Genomic DNA, 18,399 nt, shown 5'->3' on the forward strand with positions numbered 1-18,399 from the left:
CGGCCCGCGGGCCATGGGGGGCCGGCGGGGCATGCGGGGCGGCAGGGGGCATGCGGACGGTCCCGCCCACGGCATGACGGATGGTCAGCCGCCCAGCCGCTCATGGAAACGCCGGACACGCCCGGGCGCACCCGCGGGGCTTGCCGCCAGCAGGTCGGCGAGGGTCTGCGAGGCCAGCTCGCGGCGCCACGCCAGTTCGGCCCGCCGCATCGCGCCCGCGATCCCGCACGGGCGCGCGAACTCGCCCGCCGCCGCCTCGACACCCGCTCCCCTGCGGCGGATCTCGGTGCAGCGGAACGCCTCCGTCGTCCCCTCGACGGCGGCCACGACGTCCATCAACGTGACGTCCTCGGGTGCGCGCGCCAGCCGGTACCCGCCGCGCGCGCCCGGCACGGAGGCCAGCACACCGGCCCGCACCAGCGGCTGCAGACGCTTCTTCAGGTACACCGGCGGCAGCTCGAAGATCTCCGCCAGCCGGCCCGTCGGGATCGGCGCCTGGTCCTCGAGCCAGGCCAACGCCAGGCAGCAGTGCAGGCCCCACTCCACACCCTCACCCATCAACATAACCGGGATACTACATGTCCCCAAATGGACCCGGAAAGGCCCGACGCCGCCCGAGGGGTGCACCTGGATACACCCCCGTTGGGCAGCTACACGCAATGGCCCCGGCGGCGCGGACCGGAAGAGTCGACGTCGACAGAGACGGACCGCACGAGCAGGAGGCCGGAGAACATGCGGGCATGGAAGGCGGAGACGGCGGTGTTCCTCACCGTGGCGTTCGTCGCGGCGGGGGCGTTGGGGGCGGTGCAGCCCGCGACGGGGATTCCGCCGGAGGTCGTCCAGTTGACCCAGTTCGGGCCCGCCGCAGGGGTGTTGGTGGTGGCACTGCTCTGGCCCTCGCGCATCCGGCAGCGTCTCGCCGGGGCGCTGCCCCGACGCCGGACGCCGGACACCGCCCGGGCCGGGAAAGGCCGGACGGGCCCGGTGGGCCAGACGGGCCGCGTGGGCAGGGAACTCCGGGTGCTGCTCTCGGCACCACTGATCATCGCGCTCGCCGCGGGCACGTACGCCCTGCTGGAGGGAGCCGGCCGGTTCACGGATCCGCGCACCCTGGCACACCCCTTCGCACTCGTCGTGGTGGCCCAACTGGTCGGCGCGTGCGGAGAGGAGATCGGCTGGCGCTGCCTGCTCCAGCCCATGGTGCGGAGCAGGTTCGGCCCGGTCGCCGCGTCGGCCCTGGTCGGCCTGGTGTGGGGCTTCTGGCACGTGCAGGTCCTCACCCACGCCCCGGCCTACGCGGCCGGCTTCCTGCTGGCGACCGTCGCGATGTCCGTCGTCCTCGGCCTCGGTCTGGAGCACGTCCGGTCCAATCGGCTGCTGCTCGCCGGCGGCTTCCACACCCTGGTGAACCTGGGGATGCTCCTGTTCCTGGACGACGACTCCGGCGCGGTGCTGCCGATGGTGCTGTTCGGCGGCGCGTGCCTGGTGGCGGCGCTGCCGTGGGTGCTGCGGGCGCCCGGCACTAGGCTCGTGACCGCGGCGGAGCACGGCGCGCGCTGACGGGGGAACAACGGGTGGGCAGGACAGAGCGGGTGGGCACGGCAGATCGCGTGGGCACGGCAGAGCCGGTGGGCACGCAGAGCCGGTGGGCAGGGTGAAGCGGCCAGGCACGGCAGCGCGACGGGGCACGGCAGCAGGGGGTGCCGCGGCCCGGGGGGCGCACGGGGCACAGCGGGCGGACGCCACGGTCGCGGCCCGGGGGGCCGGAGGCCGGGCCGCGGGCGGCTGGGCCGCCGTCGGGCGGTGCCAGCTGCTGTCACTCGCCGGCCTCGCGGTGACCGCGGTCGGCGGGCTGGTGGTGTGCACGTTGCTCCTGCTTCCGGTCGGGGTGGGGCTCCCCCTGCTGCCGCCCGCCGCAGCGGCGCTGCGCCGGCTGTCGGACCGGTACCGCTCCTGGACCGCCCGCTGGACCGGCACCCGGATCAGCCCGCCCGAACCGCTCGCCGTCGACGGCTCCGGGAGCCGCCGGCGGCGGGCGGCCGCCGTCCTCGGCGACGAGGGGTTCTGGCACGACCTCAGATGGGCGTGGCTGGAACCGTGGGCCGGCGGGGTGCTGGTCGCGGTACCGCTGGCGCTCATCGAGTACGGGGTGTTCGGCGCACTGGTGCAGCCGTTCATCTGGCGGCTCGTCGGCGACGGCAACTGGTACGCCTTCATCCCCGTCGAGTCCACCGCCACCATGCTCGCCGCCGCCGTCCTCGGCCTCGTGTTCGTCGTGGCGGGGCTGCGCCTCGCGCCCCGGGTGCTCGAACTGCACGCCCGGTGGAGCCGGCGCACGCTCGCCGCGCCCCACTCCACCGAGCTGGTCCGCCGCATCGAGCACCTGGCCGACACCCGCGCCGACGCACTGGACACGCAGGCGGCCGAACTCCGGCGCATCGAACGGGACCTGCACGACGGGGCGCAGGCCAGGCTGGTCGCCCTGGGCATGACCCTGGACAAGGCGACCCGGCTCCTCGACACCGATCCGCAGACCGCCCGCGAGCTGCTGCTCGTGGTCCGGAGCACCTCGGAGCGGGCGCTCCAGGACCTCCGGGACCTCGTCCACGGCATCCACCCTCCCGTCCTCGCCGACCGCGGTCTCGGCGACGCCGTCCGGTCACTGGCGCTCGACAGCTTCCTCGACGTCGACGTCGAGGTCCGGTTGCCGGGGCGGCTGCCCGCACCCGTCGAGTCCGCCGCCTACTTCGCGGTCGGCGAACTCCTCGCCAACGCGGCCAAGCACTCCGGCGCCCGCGAGGTGCGGATCCGCCTGGCGCACGCGAACTCCGTGCTGCGGGTCACCGTCACCGACGACGGCCGCGGCGGCGCGGACCCCTCCCGGGGGAGCGGACTCCACGGTGTGCGGCGCAGGCTCAGTACCTTCGACGGGACCCTCACCCTGCACAGCCCGCAGGGCGGACCGACCACCGTGACCCTGGAGATACCGTGCGCGTCGTCATTGCCGAAGACCTCTTCCTCCTCCGCGACGGGCTGATACGGACCCTCCAGGAGCACGGCTGCGAGGTGGTCGCGGCCGTCGACAACAGCCCGGCCCTGCTGCGCGCGCTGCGCGAGGAGGAGCCGGACGTGGCCGTGGTCGACATCCGCCTGCCGCCGACCTTCACCGACGAGGGCCTCCAGGCCACCCTCGAAGCCCGCCGCGCCCGGCCGGGCCTGCCCGTCCTGATCCTCTCCCAGTACGTCGACCAGCTCTACGCCCACGAGCTGCTGGCCGGGGGCGAGGGCGCCATCGGCTACCTGCTCAAGGACCGCGTCACGCACACCGCCCAGTTCATCGACGCCGTCCGCACCGTCGCGGCCGGCGGTACGGTGATGGACCCGCAGGTCATCGCCAAGCTCCTGGCCCGCAGCGACGCCCGGGGGAACACCTCCCAGCTGACCCCGCGCGAGCACCAGGTGCTGGAGCTGATGGCCGAGGGCCGGTCGAACGCCGCCATCATGGGCACCCTGCACATCAGCGAGAGCGCCGTCGCCAAGCACACCGCCGCCATCTTCGCCAAGCTGCGGATCGAGGCGTCCGCCGACGACAACCGCCGCGTGCTGGCGGTCCTGGCCTACCTCAAGCGCTGAGGGCGGGGGACCGCCGGGTAGGACCCCGCCGACGTACGTCGCCGCACGTCGACGCCCACCAACGCCCGCCAACGCCCGCCGATCGTCCGTCAGGTCGGGCGGGCGCCCGCCCCCGACCGCTCACCTGAGGCCCGCGGACCGCTCCGGCTGCCGCCCTGGCTCGGGCTCCGGCTCGGACTCCGGCTCCGGCTCCGGCTCCGGCCGAGCTCACGCAGGTCTCAGTCCGTGGTGACCCGCAGGTTGGCGAGGAGGGTGGCGCCGTCCGCCGAGGTGGCGAGGACCCGGCCGGAGCGGTGCCAGTGGGTCACCGCGCCGGCGTGCCCGCGCAGGCCCGTGTACGGCGGGTCGGCCTGCGGGAAGACGACGGTGACGGCGGGCGCGGCGTCCGGGCCGGTGCCGGTGCGGACGAGGGCGCCGGTGCCGTCCGCGAGCGGCACGGTGAGCGCCCAGTGATCGCCGTCGACGGTGGGCGCGTGCGGTGCGAGGCCATCGACGGTCAGTTCGGTGACGCCCCCGGCCGTGTCGGTGGTCCAGGAGAGCGTGGTCCGGTCCGGCTGCAACTGCCGGTGCGCGGTGAGCAGGCCGCCGCCGGCGACCACCACCGAGTCGCCGGGGTCCCCGGCCGTGCGGTCCAGCCGGAGCCGGGCGCGCAGTTCCCATCCGGGCTGGTCCCAGCGCCACAGCTCGGTGAGCGGCGAGCCGTCGGGCAGGTTCGAGACGACGACGGCCGCGCAGCTGGTCGCCGTCCGGGAGATCCGGCCCACCGGCCGCTGGCCGTTGCCGAGTTCGCGCCAGACCACGGTGGGGCGGGGGGCGAGGGTGTCCAGTACGGCGATGCCGTCCTCGTCCACGGTGACCAGGTGGCGGCCGTCGAAGGACCGGGCGAGCTGCCGCACCCGCAGGGTGGTCCAGGGCCGGACGACGCGGGTGGCGAGGTCGAGCCGGGCGATCTCGCGCGTCGCACCGTAGCCGGCCACGAGGAGCGCGCTGCCGCCGTGGTCGGCGAGGACGAGCTCGTCGGCGGGCACGTCCCAGCGCGCCTTGGTACGGCCGTCGGCGGTGAGCAGCCGTACGCCCGCCTGGCCGCAGGCGACCAGCACGGCACCCGATCCGAGCAGTGCCGCGTCGAGCACTGGCAGTGTGCCGGGCCGGTCGGCGGCGGTGTGCGTGGGCGCGGCGCCGGCGGGGCGGGTGTCGCGCCGCGGACCGGGCAGGTCGGCGGCGGCCAGCGGGTCGGCGCGTTCCAACAGCCGCTTGGCGAGGACGCTCTCGGCCCGGCCGGCCCGGGCGCCGCCGAAGCCGCCGTCCCGCACGACCGCCCGGGCGGCGGCGGTGGCGAGTTCGCGGTCGGCGGCCGGGTCGGCGGCCGGAAGGTCCGCCAGGGCCGCGGCGAGCGCCGAGCGCCCGGTGGAGCGCGGGTCGCCGTCGGTGTCGAGGACGGCCAGCGCGAGCGCCCGGGTGGACTCGCCCGCGCCGAGCGCCAGCAGGTAGGGCAGTGCCCGGCCGCGGGCCGGGCCACCGAGGGCGACGGCGTCACGCAGGTCGGCCGCGACCGAGGGCCGCAGCGACTCGTCGGGCCAGGCGGCCTCGACGGCGCCGAGGCGGTCGCCGGCGTCCCGGCAGTGCGCGGCCCAGGCGGCGCGCAGTTCGCGGGCGGCCTGCGGGTAGGTGGCGGAGAGGCGTTCGACGGCGGTGGCGAAGGCACCACGGCGGTGCGCGATCCGGACGGCGCGCTCGCGCTCGCCGGCCCGCCACCAGAGCCGGACCACCAGGTGGGCGTCCAGGTCCCGGCCCTCGGCGAGTTCGGCGGCCTGGGCGGTGCGGTCGTGGCGGATCAGCACGGCGACCGCCTCGGCCGGTGCGTTCAGCAGGTCGGCGAGGACGAACGCCGCCTCGTCGACCCGGCCGTCGCGTTCCAGCTCCTCGGCGGCCCGGCGGTAGAGAGCGGAGAGGTGCTGGTGCACGGTGGGGCCGGAGAGCGGGGAGGTGCCGCCCGCGCCGCCGGCCTGCGGGGTCGCGCGCAGCTCGCCCGCGTAGCGGCGGGGCAGGCCGAGGGAGAGCCAGGGCCGCTGGTCGGCCGCGTTGGCCCCGGCGAGCCGGACGGCGTCGCGCAGGGCGTCCTCCCACCGGCGCTGCTCGAAGGCGCGGGTGAGTTCGTGCAGGTAGCGGGCGTGACGGCCGCGCACCAGCCGGGCCGCCGGGGTGCGCAGGGCCAGGCGGGCCAGCAGGCCGCCCAGCAGCGGGCGGCGGGCCCGCCGGGCCGCGCGGCCGGGGGCGCCCGCGGCGGAGCCGTCGGCGGCGGAGCCCTGTCCGGCGGGGGCGGCCGGGGCGGGCCCGGCAACTCCCCCGCGGTTGCGGGCCAGGACCAGCCCGACCGCGAGCGCGACGAGGAACCCGCCGGGACGGAAGCCGCGCTCGGCGATGAGCCCCGCGAAGCTGGCCGCGGCGAGGAGCCCGGCGCCCAACATCACGACCAGGGCGGTCCAGTACGCGGCCGGCCCGGCCAGCGCCGCGAGGCCGTCCAGCCGCGGCGGGGAGAACGACCGGCGGGGGCCGACCGGAGCGTCCTTGGTGAGCCGGTGGGCCCGTTCGCTCCGGGGGCCGATTCCGGCGGCCCTCCGCAGGTCGGGCTGCGGCCGCGACGGCAGGGCCTCCAGGACGGGTTCGGCGGCGGGTTCGACGGCGCCGACCGGTCGTGGGCGGTGCGGGGTGAGGCCGACCGGGTCGAGCCAGGCCGACGGGTCCAACTCCGCCAGCTCAGTAATGGTGTGAGTGACCTTCAGTCCTGCCGCCGTGAAGGAGAGTTGCCCGGGCCGGGCCTCGGAATCGCCGGTGCCGGCGGCGACGAGTGCGCCGCCGGCCGTGCGCGTCAGCGGCTGGCCGGGGGCCTGGTCGGCCCGGCCGTCCACGGCCGTCACCAGCACGAGCAGCCAGCGCCCGTCCGGGAGTTCACGCAGCTCGGCGCCTTCCTGCCAGTGCGCCAGGACGCGTGCGGCCGCCTCGGCCGCGCCGATCACCGGCACGTCGAGGAGGTAGCCGGCGGCGGTGACGGTGGCACCGAACGCAGCGGCGGGGGTGGCGCTCAATCGTCGCTCCCGATCAGGTGGTGGATCCGTCCGGTGTAGGCGTCGCCCACCACGATCCGGCCCGGCCGGGTCTCGGCGGCGATCAGCGGCAGCGTCGGGTGGACGGCGGGCGGGGCGGTGCCGCCGGAGAAGCGGGTCAGGGTGCGGACGCCGTCGGCGCGGACGTGGCGCACCAGGAGGCCGCTGCGGGTGCAGGTGATCAGCGCGGGCACCGCCTCGTGGTGGACGAGGCCGATCACGTCGGCGTTCTCCCGGAAGGAGATCCGGTGCGCCTGGCCCTGCCAGTTCCTGACCTCCCAGTCCCTGCCGTCCTCCGACCAGGCGACGGTGGCACCGCTGTGCAGGAGGTGGCGGGCGCGGGCCGCGCCGGCCGGCAGGCTCCGGTCGTACAGCCGGGGCTCACGGAAGCGGTTGAAGTGCTGCGGCCCCTCGGCGCCCCGGCCGACCTCGCCGTCGTCGGTGACGGTGCCGTCGGGCGCGATCCGCCACCAGCGGCCGGCCAGCGGCAGCAGCAGGTCGTCCCCGCCGCGGACCAGCGGCAGGACGGGCCGGGTGAACTGCCCGGCCAGCCCGGCACGGTCGAGGCCGAAGGCGGCCAGTTCGGCGGTGAACCCGGCCTGCTCGCCACCTGCCGGGGAGAGCGGGCGGCCGCTGACGTAGGGGACGAGCTGGTCCCCGCGTGCGTACAGGGCGATCAGCCGCCGGCCGATGCGTCCGGCGGCGAGCACCGGGCCGTTCAGCTTGTGGCGCTTCGCCCGCACCTCGGTGGCGGGTCCGTTCCCGCCGTTGGGCAGGTTGACGGCGAGCAGGACGGAAGGGCGACGGCCCCGGGCGAGCAGGGTGCGGGTGCCGGTGGTGAACGCGGGCAGCGCTCCCCCGGCGGCCCCGGCGGCCTCCGCCGGAACGTTGACGACCACGGGCGAGGCGGCCCGCCGGAACTCGCTGCCGCGCAGTGCCCGTACGGCGATCTCCGCTGCGGGGAGCGGGAGTTCGGTCGTGGAGCCGTCGATCCGCACGGTGACGCCGGTGGCACTCTCGGCGGACCAGCGGGCCGGCTCGCTCGTCAGCACCCGCGCCCGGCCCGGGAGTTGTCCACCCAGCCGGGGCGAGGTGAGCACCCATGCGTGGTCCTCGGCATCCAGGCCGGCCTGGACGCGCTCCACGTCCTCGGGGGTCGGATCGGACGGGCGGCGGGAGGCCAGCCAGGCCGGCAACAGCTCGGCGAGGTCCCCGGTGAGCCAGTGGCCGTCCGGGTCGCCGAGGACGCCGACCACCAGCTCGGTGCCCCGGGCGGCCGCCCGGCGGTGCAGGACGAGCAGCGCGGCGAGCTGGACGAGCCGGCCGGCACCGGCCTGGGCCGGGCCGCTGTCGACCAGGGCGACGATCCGCCCGCGAACCGCCGGTGTGCTGAACTCGGATGCATGGTGAAGGAGTTCACCGTCGACGAAGCGCCGGAGGAACTCGTCCGGGTAGGCGTCGGCGAGCAGCCACTCGGAGGGCAGCAACCGGTCCGGCCGGCCGGCACGGGTGAGGCCGCCGAGGCCGTCCGGGTCGCCGAGGACGTCCGCGACGGGCTCGCGCGTGCCGACCAAGGTGTCCAGGCGGCGCAGCAACGGGCCGAGGGCGACGGCGAGTTCGGGGCTGAGCGCAGAAAGGGTGGCGGCCCAGGGGGCGAGGGCTGCGGGCAGGCGGGTGGCCGTCATCGCTCCGCGCTCCGGGTGTACGGCTCCAGGGCCTCCGGGGAGCCGGCGGGCGGGGGCGGGTCGGCGACCAGCGCGTGGCCCGGGACGAGCACGCAGAGCTGTCCGTCCTCGGCACCGAGCGCGCGGCGCCATAGGGCGGCGGCGGGCCCGGGCCGGGCGGTGGTGGGAACCAGCAGGCCGGCGTCACGGCCGAGGTAGCGGGCACCGTCGGCCCACGGCAGATCGGCCCCGACGCCCAGGACGAGAAGGACCGCCGTGCCTGTGTCGGACGGGGTGCTGGGGTTGGACGGGGTGCTGGGGTTGGACGGGGTTCCTGCGCCGGGCGCGGCGCCTGCGCTGTCCCGGGCTCCGGCGTCGCCCCGGGCGCTCGCGCCGTTCGGCGCGCCTGCCGCGGCGAGCGTCGTGCGACCGGCGGGCGTCGTGCCACCGGCGGGCGGGCCGTCGGCGAGGACGCCGAGGCGGGCGCCGTCGCGGAGCCGGTCCCGGGTCGCGGCGGCCAGCGCGGGCACCGCGTCGCCCAGCGCGAGCACGGCGGCGGCGGGCAGCGGGGGCTCGCGGCGCTCCCACCGCAGGGGGAACGACGGCAAGGGGAACGAAGCCGGGGGCAACGAAGGCGGGGGGAACGAAGGCGGGGCGGTGGTCACGAGGGCGTGACCGCCGCGACCAGCTCGGCGCGTATCCCGGCCAGCGCGGACGGCAGGTCGGCCGGGTCGAATCCGGCGTCGATCTCCCGCAGCGCAGCCTCCAGCCGCAGCCGTGAGTCGCGCCCGGCGGGCAGGCCGCGGTGCTCGGCGAGCAGCGCGGTGCCGGTGCGGGCGAGCAGTTCGGCCCGGGCCGCCGTGCTGCGGGAGAGCTCCTCCGCGGCGTGCACCAGGCTCCGGTTGGCGGCCTTCTCGATCAGGTCGGCCAGGGTGTCCCGGGCCAGCGCCTGGGTGTCGGCGGTCGGGGCGATCAGCGGCAGCACCCACAGGTCCCGCGCGGAGGCCGTGGTCCGGCCGTCGAGCACGGCCGCCGCCGCGACCAGCTTCTGCGAGCGCACCGCCCGCCGGTCGCTGAGCGGCACCCCGGCCCCGCGCAGTCGGCGCAGTGCGGAGCCGAGCAGCGGGGTCACCTCGTCCAGGTCGCACTCCCGGGCCGCGGCAGCCAGCCGGTCCACGGCGCCGAGCAGGTCGCCGGGACTGGCCGGGGCGGCCACGGGGCGCCGGCCGGCCTCCAGCAGCTCCTCCAACCGGGCGTCGGCCACCGGCTCGACGAAGACCCGGGCCAGGAAGCGGTCGGCGAAGGCGGCCAGCCCGGGGTCGTCGGGGAGGTGGTTGGCGGCGCCGACGCAGACCCGCAGCGGGCTGGCGAGGACGGTGCGGCCCCGGCGGAAGACCCGCTCGTTGAGCAGGCCGAGCAGCGTGTTGAGGACGGCGGTGGAGCCGAGGAACACCTCGTCCAGGAAGGCGATGTCGGCCTCGGGCAGCATCCCGGCGGTCTCGAACTCGACCCGGCCCTCGCGGAGCAGGCGCAGGTCGACCGGGCCGAACAGCTCGTTGGGCTCGGTGAACCGGCCGAGCAGGTACTCGAAGTAACGGCCGCCCAGCTGGCCGGCGACCCGCCGCACCGCCTCGGACTTGGCGGTGCCCGGCGCGCCGACGACCAGCAGGTGCTCACCGGCGACCGCACAGAGCGTCACCACCTCGGCCACCGTCTCACGGTCGATCATGCCCCGGCCGGCGGCGGCCACGGCGGCGCCGATCAGCTGCGCGTCCCCCGCGAGGGTGCCCTGGCAGGTGGCGTCGGCCCGGCGGACGGCATCGGTCGGCTGGACGGAGCCGACCGGGTGGACGGCGTCGGCCTGGCGGGTGGCATCGGTCGGGTGGACGGCGCCGGTCGGGTTGGTGCTGGTCTCGGTCACGAGCACCGGAGTCTACGGGGGCCGTCTCCGCGTCGACCAGCGGGTTTCCGGCTGGCCGCCCCCGGGCGGGCGGAGGACCGTTCAGTCGCCCGGCCCCGGCCAGCCGTCCCGGTTGGAGCAGCTCTCGTAGTCGTACCGGGTGAGCCTGTCCCACTCCTCCCCCGTCGCCTGCTCGTACGCGTCCTCGTGCACGTAGAGCAGCTCCTCGCAGTGCCGCGCGGTGAACGGCGCGAACCGGTCCGGCTCGCCGAAGACGCTCTCGTACACGGCGCGGCCGGCGGCGACGACCGCTGCCCGCGCGTACAGGAACCCGTCGTCCGACTGCGCGAACGGCTCACCTCCGGGCCGCTCCATCCCGGTGACCGGCAGGGTGCCGAACTCCTCCTGGTCGAGTCGGTACAGCGCCTCCGCAAGACGCTCGCCGAAGCCGATGATCTGGCCCACCGGTCCGGCGGCGAGCACCTCGGTCAGCCGCTCGCAGCCGGTCTCGACGTCGTCGCAGGTCGACGTCCCCGCCGGCCCGCCGAGGATCCCGATCAGCTCCCAGAACCGCGCCCAGGTGATCACCGGCAGGTCTCCGACGGCGCCGGGACCGCCCTCGGTCGCGCCTGCGCCGGAGTCGGTATCCGGATCGGTCGTACCGGTCGTGCCCATGCGTCCTCGGCCCTTCGTGGAGTGAGGTGTCGGCGGTGGTCGTCCGCCGGGCACACCATGTCATCGCACACTGACAGACCCGCAGGCCGGAGGAGTCGGCAGAGGCTGGCGGCGACAGGGAGGGCTGACGATCGGACTACGGCGCTCGCCCTCGCCGGGCAGCCTGCCGACCCGACGGCCACGGCCGCTGGTACAGCACTCCGACTCCTGGCGGCTCGGGCAGGTCGAGCGCCGCTGACTCCTCGGACGAGCCCAACCCGGTGCCCGCGGCGCGCGCACAACCTTTCCGCCGTCGGTTCGTTCGCCAGTGGTGAGGACCTTCGCCAGCCCGGACAACGCCGCCGACCCCGGCCACCCCGACGCCCCTGCCGCCCCCCGCCCCAGCGCCAGCCACGACCGCGACCACGACGACGCCGACGGCAGCACCGCGGCGCCGCCCCTGGTCCTGTACCTCCGCGCCGCCGTGCCGGAGGACGCCGAACTGCTCGCGCGCTGGCGCCGGGAGGCGTCGGCGTGGGTGGCCGGACGGCACGGCAACCCTCAGTGGTCCGGCCCCGACCGGCCCGAGCGCCGGCTGGCCCTCATCGAGAAGGGCGCGACCGTGCTCGCCCTGCTGACACCGGACGGCCCGGCAGTGGCCACGTGCACCATCTGCCCTCGGGGGAGCAGGCGCCGCTGGACGGCCGAGGAGCGCGCCGTCCCGGCCCGCTACCTGCGCAAGAGCATCGTCGACCGTGCCCATGCGGGCCGCGGCATCGGCAGGCTGCTGCACGAGTGGGCCGGCCACCGGGCGGCCGGCGCGGGCGCCGTCGTCCTGCGCCTGGACGCGCGTTCGGACAACCCCGGCCTGAACCGCTACTACCGCTCCTGCGGCTGGCGGTACCTCAGGACGGTCCCGGGCATGGCCTCCGGGGCCCTCTTCGAGACCCCGGCACTACTCCGCCCCGGCCTGCCGGTGCACGAGCTCGGCACGATCCGGCTGCCGGGCTGACCGCGCCGACGCCGACTCCAGCGTCGGACAGCAGGACAGCAGGACGGCAGGACGACGGGAGGGCACCACCGGGCCACCGGACCCCCGTCCCGTCAACTGCCGCCCATCCCGCCCTGCGCCGCGACCATCGTCACGTTCAGCCCGGCCACCGCCCGGGCCAGGCCCGGCGTTTCGGCCTTCAACCGGTCGGTCAGCGCCGTGACCCGCTCGGTGTGGGCCCGCCGGTCGTGCCGCGAGAGGACCAGCCGCAGGTGTCCGTGGGCGGCCAGCGCCGCCAGGACCGCGTCCGCGAACGGCGTCTCGGCGACCGGGCCGCCGCCGCGCACGAGCTCCGCCACCCGCACCTGGAGGTCGAGCGCCTCCCTCGGGTCCGCCATCGCCACCGCCCGGTGCGGCACGACCGGACCGTAGGGGTCGCGGTTTGCCATGGTCACCACACCGAGCACGGCGAGCCGCTGCTCGACGGCCTCCAGCGTGTCCTCGCGGCTCCGTCTGATCCAGGCCTTCCAGGTGCGCGGCCGCGTGCCCAGCTCGGCGAGCAGCGCGTCGAGGACGCCGTCCTCCGTCGGGGCGGCCGTCACGACCCTGACCCGGCCCGCGTCGTCCTCGACGGCGGCGCCACGGTGGGCGAGCTCGGCCAGGGCGGCCGCCCGCAGCAGGAAACCGGCCCGGGTGCGGTCCTGCAGGGACTGTGCCTGCGTGTCGAAGGCCAGCAGATACGCGGCCAGGTGCAGCGGTCTGTTCATGCCACCGACGATACGGAGCCCGGCGCCGCCCGGCGTCGGCCCAGAGGCCGGAACCGCGCTCCGACCACAGGACCACCCGGCCGGCCCTCCGTCGTCCCACGGGCCTACGAGGTGCCGGCCCCGCGGGACCGGGACAGGACGGGACGGGTCAGCCGTTCGGCAGGATCACCGCGCGGCGGCCGGCCTTCCCGCGCACCGCGCAGCCGCCGCGGCCACCAGGCGGCGGTCCCTTCTGCTGCTGGTCAGCGTCGCGGGCCGGGTGCCGTCACCGGCTTGGTCGGCCTGCGCTCCTTCGGTGCGCGTCGTTGCGGTGAGCGGGCCGATTCCGGCGTCACCCGAAGGTGCAGTGCAGCGAGCAGTAGGCAGAGCGCGGCCATCGCCGACCACAGTGGGGTCGTCCCCGCGTGGGCGAGTAGCTGGGTGCCGAGGACGGGAGCGAGCGTCGCGGCGACGCCCCAACTGGTGCCGAAGACTGCCAGGTAGCGGCCGCTCGCGCCGGGTGGCGCGAGGTCGGTGACGAGCGCGTAGATGCGGCCCATGACCAACAGGTCGCCGAGGCTCATCACAGCGGCTGAGGCGAGCAATGCCGGCAGGGTGCGGGTGAGGGCGTAGCCGGTCAGTCCCGCGGCCAGGAGGAGATGGGCGAGGGCGAGGGCAACGGGCGTGGTGAGCCGGGTCGCGCAGGGCAGGCGGATCAGTGGCTGGGCGAGCACGGTGGTGGCTGCGGCGGCGGTGAACAACAGCCCGGCGTCGGAGGCGCGCAGGCCCTGCCGCGCGAGTGCGAGCGGCAGGGTGATCACGGTCTGTTGGTTGATCAGGGCGTAGGCGGTTCCGGTGGCCAGGACGCTCAGCAGGGCGCGGTCGCGCAGCGGTCGTACGGCGGTGTCGTCCTGGTCCGCTCCGGGCGGTGCCGGGCGGTCGCGGGGCAGGGCCAGCCGGATCAGCAGCGCACAGGCCAGGCAGGTGGCGGCGTCGGTGACGAAGAGCCAGCGCAGGTCCCAGCGGCCGAGCAGGGAGGCGAGCAGCCCGGCGCACATGCCGCCCGCCGCGAGCGCGGCGCTGAACAGGCTGAACGCGCGTACCCGGTGTTGCTCCGGCACGGACTCGCCGATGATCGCCTGGCTCGGGGGCTCGTAGAGCTCGAAGGCCAGCCCGAGCAGCACCGCCCCGGCGACCGCCCAGGTGAGCGACGCGGAGGCCGCGATCGCCAGCTGTGCGGCGGCACATCCGCAGAGCCCGAGGACGATGGTCGTGCGCCGGCCTATTCGGTCGGCCAGGTGTCCCCCGGCCAGCCGTGAGGGGATCGTCGCGAGCCCGAAGGCGGCGCTGACCACCCCGGCGGTGGTCAGGCTCGCGCCGTGGTCGGCGCTGATCAGCGCGGTGAGAAAAGGCAGTGAGAAGGCCCCGATTCGGTTGACGACCCGGGCGAGTAACAGCAGGCGGACGGTGCGGGGCAGTGATTCGGAGCGCGGCACGGCGCCTCCTCTTCTCGTGGATCGTCAATGTCGGTGATCAGTGGGGGGGACGTGCGCCGATGTCTCGTCGTCGTGTGAACCTCCGAGCCCTGCGCGACGCCGTCTGCGCCGGCCGCAGCAGCGGTCTGCGCTGCCGGGTCGGCGATCCACCGTCAGATCGGACCGACGCCGCGGGCGAAGTGCGGCAGGACCATCTCGACCAGGGCGTCGACATCGGCATCGACCATCGGTTCGCCGGTCATGCCCATCCGGTGGAGCAGGGTTCCGACGACGGTGTCGATGAAGAACAGGACCCTGTTCTCCGGCTCGTCGAGTGCGTCCTGGAGGGCGAGGCGGTACGGGTCCTGCAACCGTGAGGAGAGGATCTCGCGCAGGGCCTGGTCGCTGACGGCGTCACTGAACACGCCCGCGAACGCGTCGCCCACCCCGGGCTCGCCGATCGTTGCCGCGATCCAGCGGATGGTCGCGGACAGGACCTCGGCCCGGTCGGCACCCTCCTTCAGTGGAAGCGGGCCGAACGCGTCGAGGAGGCAGTCCACGATCAGAGCTCCCTTCGACGGCCAGCGGCGGTAGATCGTCGTCTTCGCGATGCCGGTCGCGGCGGCGATGCGCTCGACCGTGGCGCGCGCGTAGCCGAGTTCCTGGACGGTGCTCAGTGTGGCGGTGAAGACCTCGGCGTCGAGGCCGGCGCGCGGGCGTCCGGGCGGTCGGGCGGAAGGAGGCGTTCGGGTCATTCCCTCACCATAGCTAGTTCCGCTACCTTAGGTATCGATACCTGAGGTAGCGAAACCATACGGGGAGGAGAAGGAGTGAACGAGGACAGCGGGGCGCGGCAGCCGTCGGCGAGCAGCAGCGGGTTGCGGCAGCAGGCATTGGGGGGCGAGCCGGACTGGGCGGCGATGACCGCCGAGGAACTGGCCGCCTACCGCGAGACGGAGAACCGCAGGCGGGCGTCGCCTGCGATGCGGGCGATCACCGGGATGCCGGACCCCGGTGCCGCCATCGACTGGCAGTCGCTGGCGCTGCCCGGACGCCGCCTGCCGGTACGGGTCCACCGGCCGGTGCGCGAACGCGGCGCCGGCTCCGCCGACCGGGCGGCGGCCCTGCCCCTCGTACTCCACGTCCACGGCGGCGGGTTCGTGGGCACGGCGGTGCAGAGCGACTGGATCAACAGCCATCTCGCCGCCCGGTTGCCGGCCCTTGTCATCTCGGTCGAGCACCGCCTCCTCGCCCCGGACACTCCGCTGTCGGCCGCCGCCGACGACGGCTGGGACGCGCTCGACCACCTGGTGCGGCACGCCGCCGACTGGGGCGTCGACCCGGCGCGCATCGCCGTGTTCGGCGAGAGCTGCGGCGCACTGATCACCGCCCTGGCCGCCATCCGCGCCAGGCAGGCCGATCTGCACCTGCGGGCGCAGGTGCTGGTCAACCCCCTCGCGGACGTGACCGGGACGATGTTCGACCACCCCTCGGTCACCGAGCACGCCCACAGCCCGACCCTGACCGTTCCCCAACTGCGGCTGTTGCACCGGCTCGCCGCCCCCTCGGGAACCGATCCCCGTCCGCTGTCCCCGCTGCACGCCGACGGTCTCACCGGGCTCGCCCCGGCGCTGGTGGTGGTGCCGAGTCATGACCCGCTGGCCGACCACGGCCGCCGCTACGCCGAGCGCCTGCGCGCGGCCGGGACACCTGCGCGGCTGACCGAGTTCCCCGAGACCACGCACGCCTTCGTCAGCATGCCGGCCGTGGTGCCACAGGCCGAGGCGGCACGGGCGGAGATCACCGAGTTCCTCCGCGACGCCCTCGGCCGCCCCGGCGACCGCTGACCGGGCGAGTCCGGCCTACGGCCACAAGACCGGGTACCGCCTGCGGGTGCGGGCGCAGGTCGTGCTGCACGCGGCGCGCGGGCGCTCGAACCCGCGCATCGTTCGTGGGACGGGGCTGCATCCGGCCACGCTGCGCAAAGTGGCCGATGCGGGAGGTGCCGCCGTGACCGGTGCGGCCTTGCCGGCGAACCCCTGGCCGTGGTCGTCGACGGTCGGCTTCACGGTCGTTGCTCAGCCCGCCTCGGGGTGGCACGCACAGCCCGCCTCCGGGGCCGGTGCTCAGCTGGCCTCGGGGTGGAAGCGGTGCAGGCCCTTGCGGTCGTAGTACCTGGTCATCGCGAAGCCGAAGAGCAGCGCGGCCACCGTCCCGATCGCGATCATGATCCAGGCCCGGGCCAGCCCGGCGTCGGCCTGCGCGTCGAAGTAGAGGATCGCCCGGACGCCGTCCGTGAGCTGGCGCATCGGCTCGAACACCGCGAGCCCCCGGTAGAACTCCGGCAGGGCCTGGAGCGGGACGGTCGCCCCGGAGGACGGCAGTGACAGGGCGATGAAGACGAACATGCTGATCAACTGCCCGATCCCGCCGAACGCGGCGATCAGCGCCTGGGTGCCGAGCCCCACCGCCGAACTGGCGCAGACCGAGAAGACCCAGAGCAGCGGCAGGTGCGAGGCGTCCATGCCGAGCACCCCCACGGTCGCCAGCATCACCAGGCTGGAGGTCAGCAGCGAGATCCCGACCGACATCACGGAGGTGACGATCCACGTCTGGGTCCGGCCGATCGGTACCAGCGGGCGCTGGGTGCGCAGCGGCCCCAGCTCACTGGCCGCGTAGCCGAGCGCCACGTCGACGCCGTTGTTGATCACGTTCGCACCCAGGAAGCCACAGAGGACGAGCAGCAGAGTGTAGTAGAACGCCGTCAGGCCGAGACCGCTGTGCGGGCCGATCGGGTGGCCGACCTGGACGTCGACCGTCACCGGGTCGGCCAGTTGGAGCGCCGCGGCGTTGCTCGCACCGCCGGCGCTGCCGGCCTGCCCGGACGGCTGCTGGGTCTGAGCCTGGGCCTGGGCCTGGGCGGTGAGGGTCCGGCCGAGCTGGGTCGAGGCCTGTTGCGCGGCGGCCTGGGAGATCGAGGAGGCCAGTGACGAGGCCAGGCTGCCCACCCCGGGGTTGGTCAGGACGGTGATCGTCGGTCGCGGCGGCGGCTGCGGGCCGGCCGGGGCACCGAGGGCGGCGACGGCGGCGGTGAATCCGGCCGGGACCTCCAGGGCGCCGGCGATCTTGCCGGAGGACAGCTGTTCGTCGGCCCCGGCCCGGTCGAGCAGCCGCCAGTCGACCTGGTCCCCCGGGTCCGGCGCGTTCGCGATGCCGGCCGTGATCTGCGCGCCGAGGTTCTGCTGCTGCCCGCCCACGGTGGCGCCCTGGTCGGAGTTGACCAGGCCGATCGGCAACCGGTGCAGGTCGGCGCGCGGGTTGATGATGCCGCCCATGTAGAGCAGCGAGAGCAGGAACCCCACCAGGCCGACGATGACCGTCGGCACCACCCAGACCTTGGGGTTGCGCAGCACCTGCGAGGCCCGTACGCCGGCCGCGGGCCGGTTCGAAGTCATGGCTCTCCCGTGGACGTCGTTCGGTCGGCCCCCGCCCGACCGTAGCCCTCGGCCGCCTCCCGACCGCGGAGCCTCGCGCGGGCCGCCGACCGGGTCGACCCGGTCGGCGGCCCGGCCGCGGGAACGCCCCGCGAGGGAGCCCCGGGAACGCCCGGTGCTCCGGCCGACGCCCGGTGCTCCGACCGGGGGCCAGTGCTCCCACGGACGCCCGGTCCGTCAGCCGACACCCCGGGCGTCGGCCGGTGCCCGGTCCGTCAACCGACCGTCAGTGCGCCGGCCGAGGGTCAGTGCTTCAGCGCGTCCGCGCCCCGGTAGCCCGCGGGCACGCCCTGGGCGATGATCACGTCGGCCACCATGTGCCGGGTGCGCAGCGCCAGGATCTCCTGGTAGGCGGGCGAGTCGTACCAGGCGCGCACCGCCTCGCGGTCGGGGAACTCGATCACGATCAGGTCCGGCCCCCAGGACCCCTCCACCGCCTCGACCTCGCCCCCGTGGACCAGGAAGCGGCCGCCGAAGGGCTCCAGGGTGGCGTCGACGCGCTCCAGGTACTCGACGATGTCCGGGCCGAACTCGACCGAGTGGACGTGCGCCAGCGCGTAGGCGGTCATGTGCTTCTCCCCCTTGTCGTCCGGGGCTCGCGCCCCGGAACCCGACTGTTCGCGGGACCCCGGCGCTCGGGACCGGAGGGTCCCGGGAGCCTGGTGTCCCGGTGGCCGGACCGTTCCGGCCTGGCTCCGACCGTACGACACCACCGGCGCACCGGAATCAGTCGGGGAT

The 18,399-nt window shown here is 75.6% G+C and carries 16 protein-coding genes; 5 read left to right on the forward strand and 11 right to left on the reverse strand.

The annotated features are described in order from the left end of the window. Positions 1 to 84: 84 nt before the first annotated feature. Positions 85 to 564: an Rrf2 family transcriptional regulator gene (locus J5Y04_RS06280; protein ID WP_209410823.1), complete on the reverse strand. Its 480-nt coding sequence runs from the start codon at positions 562 to 564 to the stop codon at positions 85 to 87. A 168-nt stretch (positions 565 to 732) separates the two neighbouring features. On the opposite strand from J5Y04_RS06280, the gene J5Y04_RS06285 reads away from it, so the two are divergent. The 3 genes from J5Y04_RS06285 (at position 733) to J5Y04_RS06295 (ending at position 3,633) form a co-directional block, all read left to right on the forward strand. Further along, entirely contained in the window at positions 733 to 1,560 is an 828-nt protein-coding gene (locus tag J5Y04_RS06285; RefSeq protein WP_209410824.1) for a CPBP family intramembrane glutamic endopeptidase, read from the forward strand. A gap of 298 nt (positions 1,561 to 1,858) precedes the next feature. Next, positions 1,859 to 3,037, forward strand: coding sequence for a histidine kinase (locus J5Y04_RS06290; protein ID WP_374105959.1), 1,179 nt, complete (start codon positions 1,859 to 1,861; stop codon positions 3,035 to 3,037). Beyond that, a complete protein-coding gene (locus tag J5Y04_RS06295) occupies positions 2,989 to 3,633 on the forward strand; it encodes a response regulator transcription factor (RefSeq protein WP_148640651.1) in 645 nt (214 codons plus the stop codon). The genes J5Y04_RS06290 and J5Y04_RS06295 overlap by 49 nt, the downstream gene beginning before the upstream one ends. A gap of 218 nt (positions 3,634 to 3,851) precedes the next feature. Here J5Y04_RS06295 and J5Y04_RS06300 read toward each other — a convergent pair whose 3' ends face one another. The 5 genes from J5Y04_RS06300 to J5Y04_RS06320 all read right to left on the reverse strand — a co-directional run bounded on the left by J5Y04_RS06300 (position 3,852) and on the right by J5Y04_RS06320 (position 10,976). Beyond that, positions 3,852 to 6,719 carry a bpX6 domain-containing protein gene (locus J5Y04_RS06300; protein WP_209410825.1) on the reverse strand — a complete coding sequence of 956 codons (2,868 nt, stop codon included), beginning with the start codon at positions 6,717 to 6,719 and terminating at the stop codon, positions 3,852 to 3,854. Further along, positions 6,716 to 8,422 carry a hypothetical protein gene (locus tag J5Y04_RS06305; protein WP_209410826.1) on the reverse strand — a complete coding sequence of 569 codons (1,707 nt, stop codon included), beginning with the start codon at positions 8,420 to 8,422 and terminating at the stop codon, positions 6,716 to 6,718. The genes J5Y04_RS06300 and J5Y04_RS06305 overlap by 4 nt, the downstream gene beginning before the upstream one ends. After that, positions 8,419 to 9,009, reverse strand: coding sequence for a hypothetical protein (locus J5Y04_RS06310; protein ID WP_209410827.1), 591 nt, complete (start codon positions 9,007 to 9,009; stop codon positions 8,419 to 8,421). Before J5Y04_RS06310 ends, J5Y04_RS06305 begins: the two co-directional genes overlap by 4 nt. 53 nt (positions 9,010 to 9,062) lie before the next feature. Further along, on the reverse strand, positions 9,063 to 10,322 hold the full coding sequence (locus J5Y04_RS06315; protein WP_307852957.1) for an AAA family ATPase: 1,260 nt from the start codon (positions 10,320 to 10,322) through the stop codon (positions 9,063 to 9,065). A gap of 81 nt (positions 10,323 to 10,403) precedes the next feature. Then, positions 10,404 to 10,976 (reverse strand): DUF4240 domain-containing protein, encoded by a 573-nt coding sequence (locus J5Y04_RS06320; protein ID WP_209410828.1) that lies wholly within the window; start codon positions 10,974 to 10,976, stop codon positions 10,404 to 10,406. A gap of 310 nt (positions 10,977 to 11,286) precedes the next feature. Here J5Y04_RS06320 and J5Y04_RS43455 point away from each other — a divergent pair, with 310 nt between their 5' ends. Then, entirely contained in the window at positions 11,287 to 11,967 is a 681-nt protein-coding gene (locus J5Y04_RS43455; RefSeq protein WP_209410829.1) for a GNAT family N-acetyltransferase, read from the forward strand. A gap of 92 nt (positions 11,968 to 12,059) precedes the next feature. Here J5Y04_RS43455 and J5Y04_RS06330 read toward each other — a convergent pair whose 3' ends face one another. The 3 genes from J5Y04_RS06330 to J5Y04_RS06340 form a co-directional block, all read right to left on the reverse strand. After that, entirely contained in the window at positions 12,060 to 12,713 is a 654-nt protein-coding gene (locus tag J5Y04_RS06330; protein ID WP_209410830.1) for a GPP34 family phosphoprotein, read from the reverse strand. Between the two features lie 242 nt (positions 12,714 to 12,955). Beyond that, a complete protein-coding gene (locus J5Y04_RS06335; RefSeq protein ID WP_307852959.1) occupies positions 12,956 to 14,188 on the reverse strand; it encodes an MFS transporter in 1,233 nt (410 codons plus the stop codon). Positions 14,189 to 14,340: 152 nt separating this feature from the next. Next, positions 14,341 to 14,922: a TetR/AcrR family transcriptional regulator gene (locus J5Y04_RS06340; protein ID WP_209410831.1), complete on the reverse strand. Its 582-nt coding sequence runs from the start codon at positions 14,920 to 14,922 to the stop codon at positions 14,341 to 14,343. Between the two features lie 165 nt (positions 14,923 to 15,087). Here J5Y04_RS06340 and J5Y04_RS06345 point away from each other — a divergent pair, with 165 nt between their 5' ends. Then, positions 15,088 to 16,014, forward strand: a complete 927-nt coding sequence (locus J5Y04_RS06345) for an alpha/beta hydrolase (protein WP_209411083.1) — start codon at positions 15,088 to 15,090, stop codon at positions 16,012 to 16,014. 279 nt (positions 16,015 to 16,293) lie between these two features. Here J5Y04_RS06345 and J5Y04_RS06350 read toward each other — a convergent pair whose 3' ends face one another. Beyond that, on the reverse strand, positions 16,294 to 17,622 hold the full coding sequence (locus J5Y04_RS06350) for a DUF3533 domain-containing protein (protein WP_209410832.1): 1,329 nt from the start codon (positions 17,620 to 17,622) through the stop codon (positions 16,294 to 16,296). Between the two features lie 284 nt (positions 17,623 to 17,906). Then, positions 17,907 to 18,230 carry a DUF1330 domain-containing protein gene (locus tag J5Y04_RS06355; RefSeq protein WP_209410833.1) on the reverse strand — a complete coding sequence of 108 codons (324 nt, stop codon included), beginning with the start codon at positions 18,228 to 18,230 and terminating at the stop codon, positions 17,907 to 17,909. Positions 18,231 to 18,399: the final 169 nt, after the last annotated feature.

It is taken from the genome of Kitasatospora sp. RG8, assembly GCF_017813315.1.
Lineage (GTDB): Bacteria > Actinomycetota > Actinomycetes > Streptomycetales > Streptomycetaceae > Kitasatospora.

What these genes read in the sequence shown, in the direction of transcription:
- J5Y04_RS06280 (WP_209410823.1), bottom strand. Translation starts at nt 564, where the DNA reads ATGTTGATGGGTGAGGGTGTGGAGTGGGGCCTGCACTGCTGCCTGGCG.
- J5Y04_RS06285 (WP_209410824.1), top strand. Translation starts at nt 733, where the DNA reads ATGCGGGCATGGAAGGCGGAGACGGCGGTGTTCCTCACCGTGGCGTTC.
- J5Y04_RS06305 (WP_209410826.1), bottom strand. Translation starts at nt 8,422, where the DNA reads ATGACGGCCACCCGCCTGCCCGCAGCCCTCGCCCCCTGGGCCGCCACC.
- J5Y04_RS06320 (WP_209410828.1), bottom strand. Translation starts at nt 10,976, where the DNA reads ATGGGCACGACCGGTACGACCGATCCGGATACCGACTCCGGCGCAGGC.
- J5Y04_RS06330 (WP_209410830.1), bottom strand. Translation starts at nt 12,713, where the DNA reads ATGAACAGACCGCTGCACCTGGCCGCGTATCTGCTGGCCTTCGACACG.
- J5Y04_RS06340 (WP_209410831.1), bottom strand. Translation starts at nt 14,922, where the DNA reads ATGACCCGAACGCCTCCTTCCGCCCGACCGCCCGGACGCCCGCGCGCC.
- J5Y04_RS06345 (WP_209411083.1), top strand. Translation starts at nt 15,088, where the DNA reads ATGACCGCCGAGGAACTGGCCGCCTACCGCGAGACGGAGAACCGCAGG.
- J5Y04_RS06350 (WP_209410832.1), bottom strand. Translation starts at nt 17,622, where the DNA reads ATGACTTCGAACCGGCCCGCGGCCGGCGTACGGGCCTCGCAGGTGCTG.
- J5Y04_RS06355 (WP_209410833.1), bottom strand. Translation starts at nt 18,230, where the DNA reads ATGACCGCCTACGCGCTGGCGCACGTCCACTCGGTCGAGTTCGGCCCG.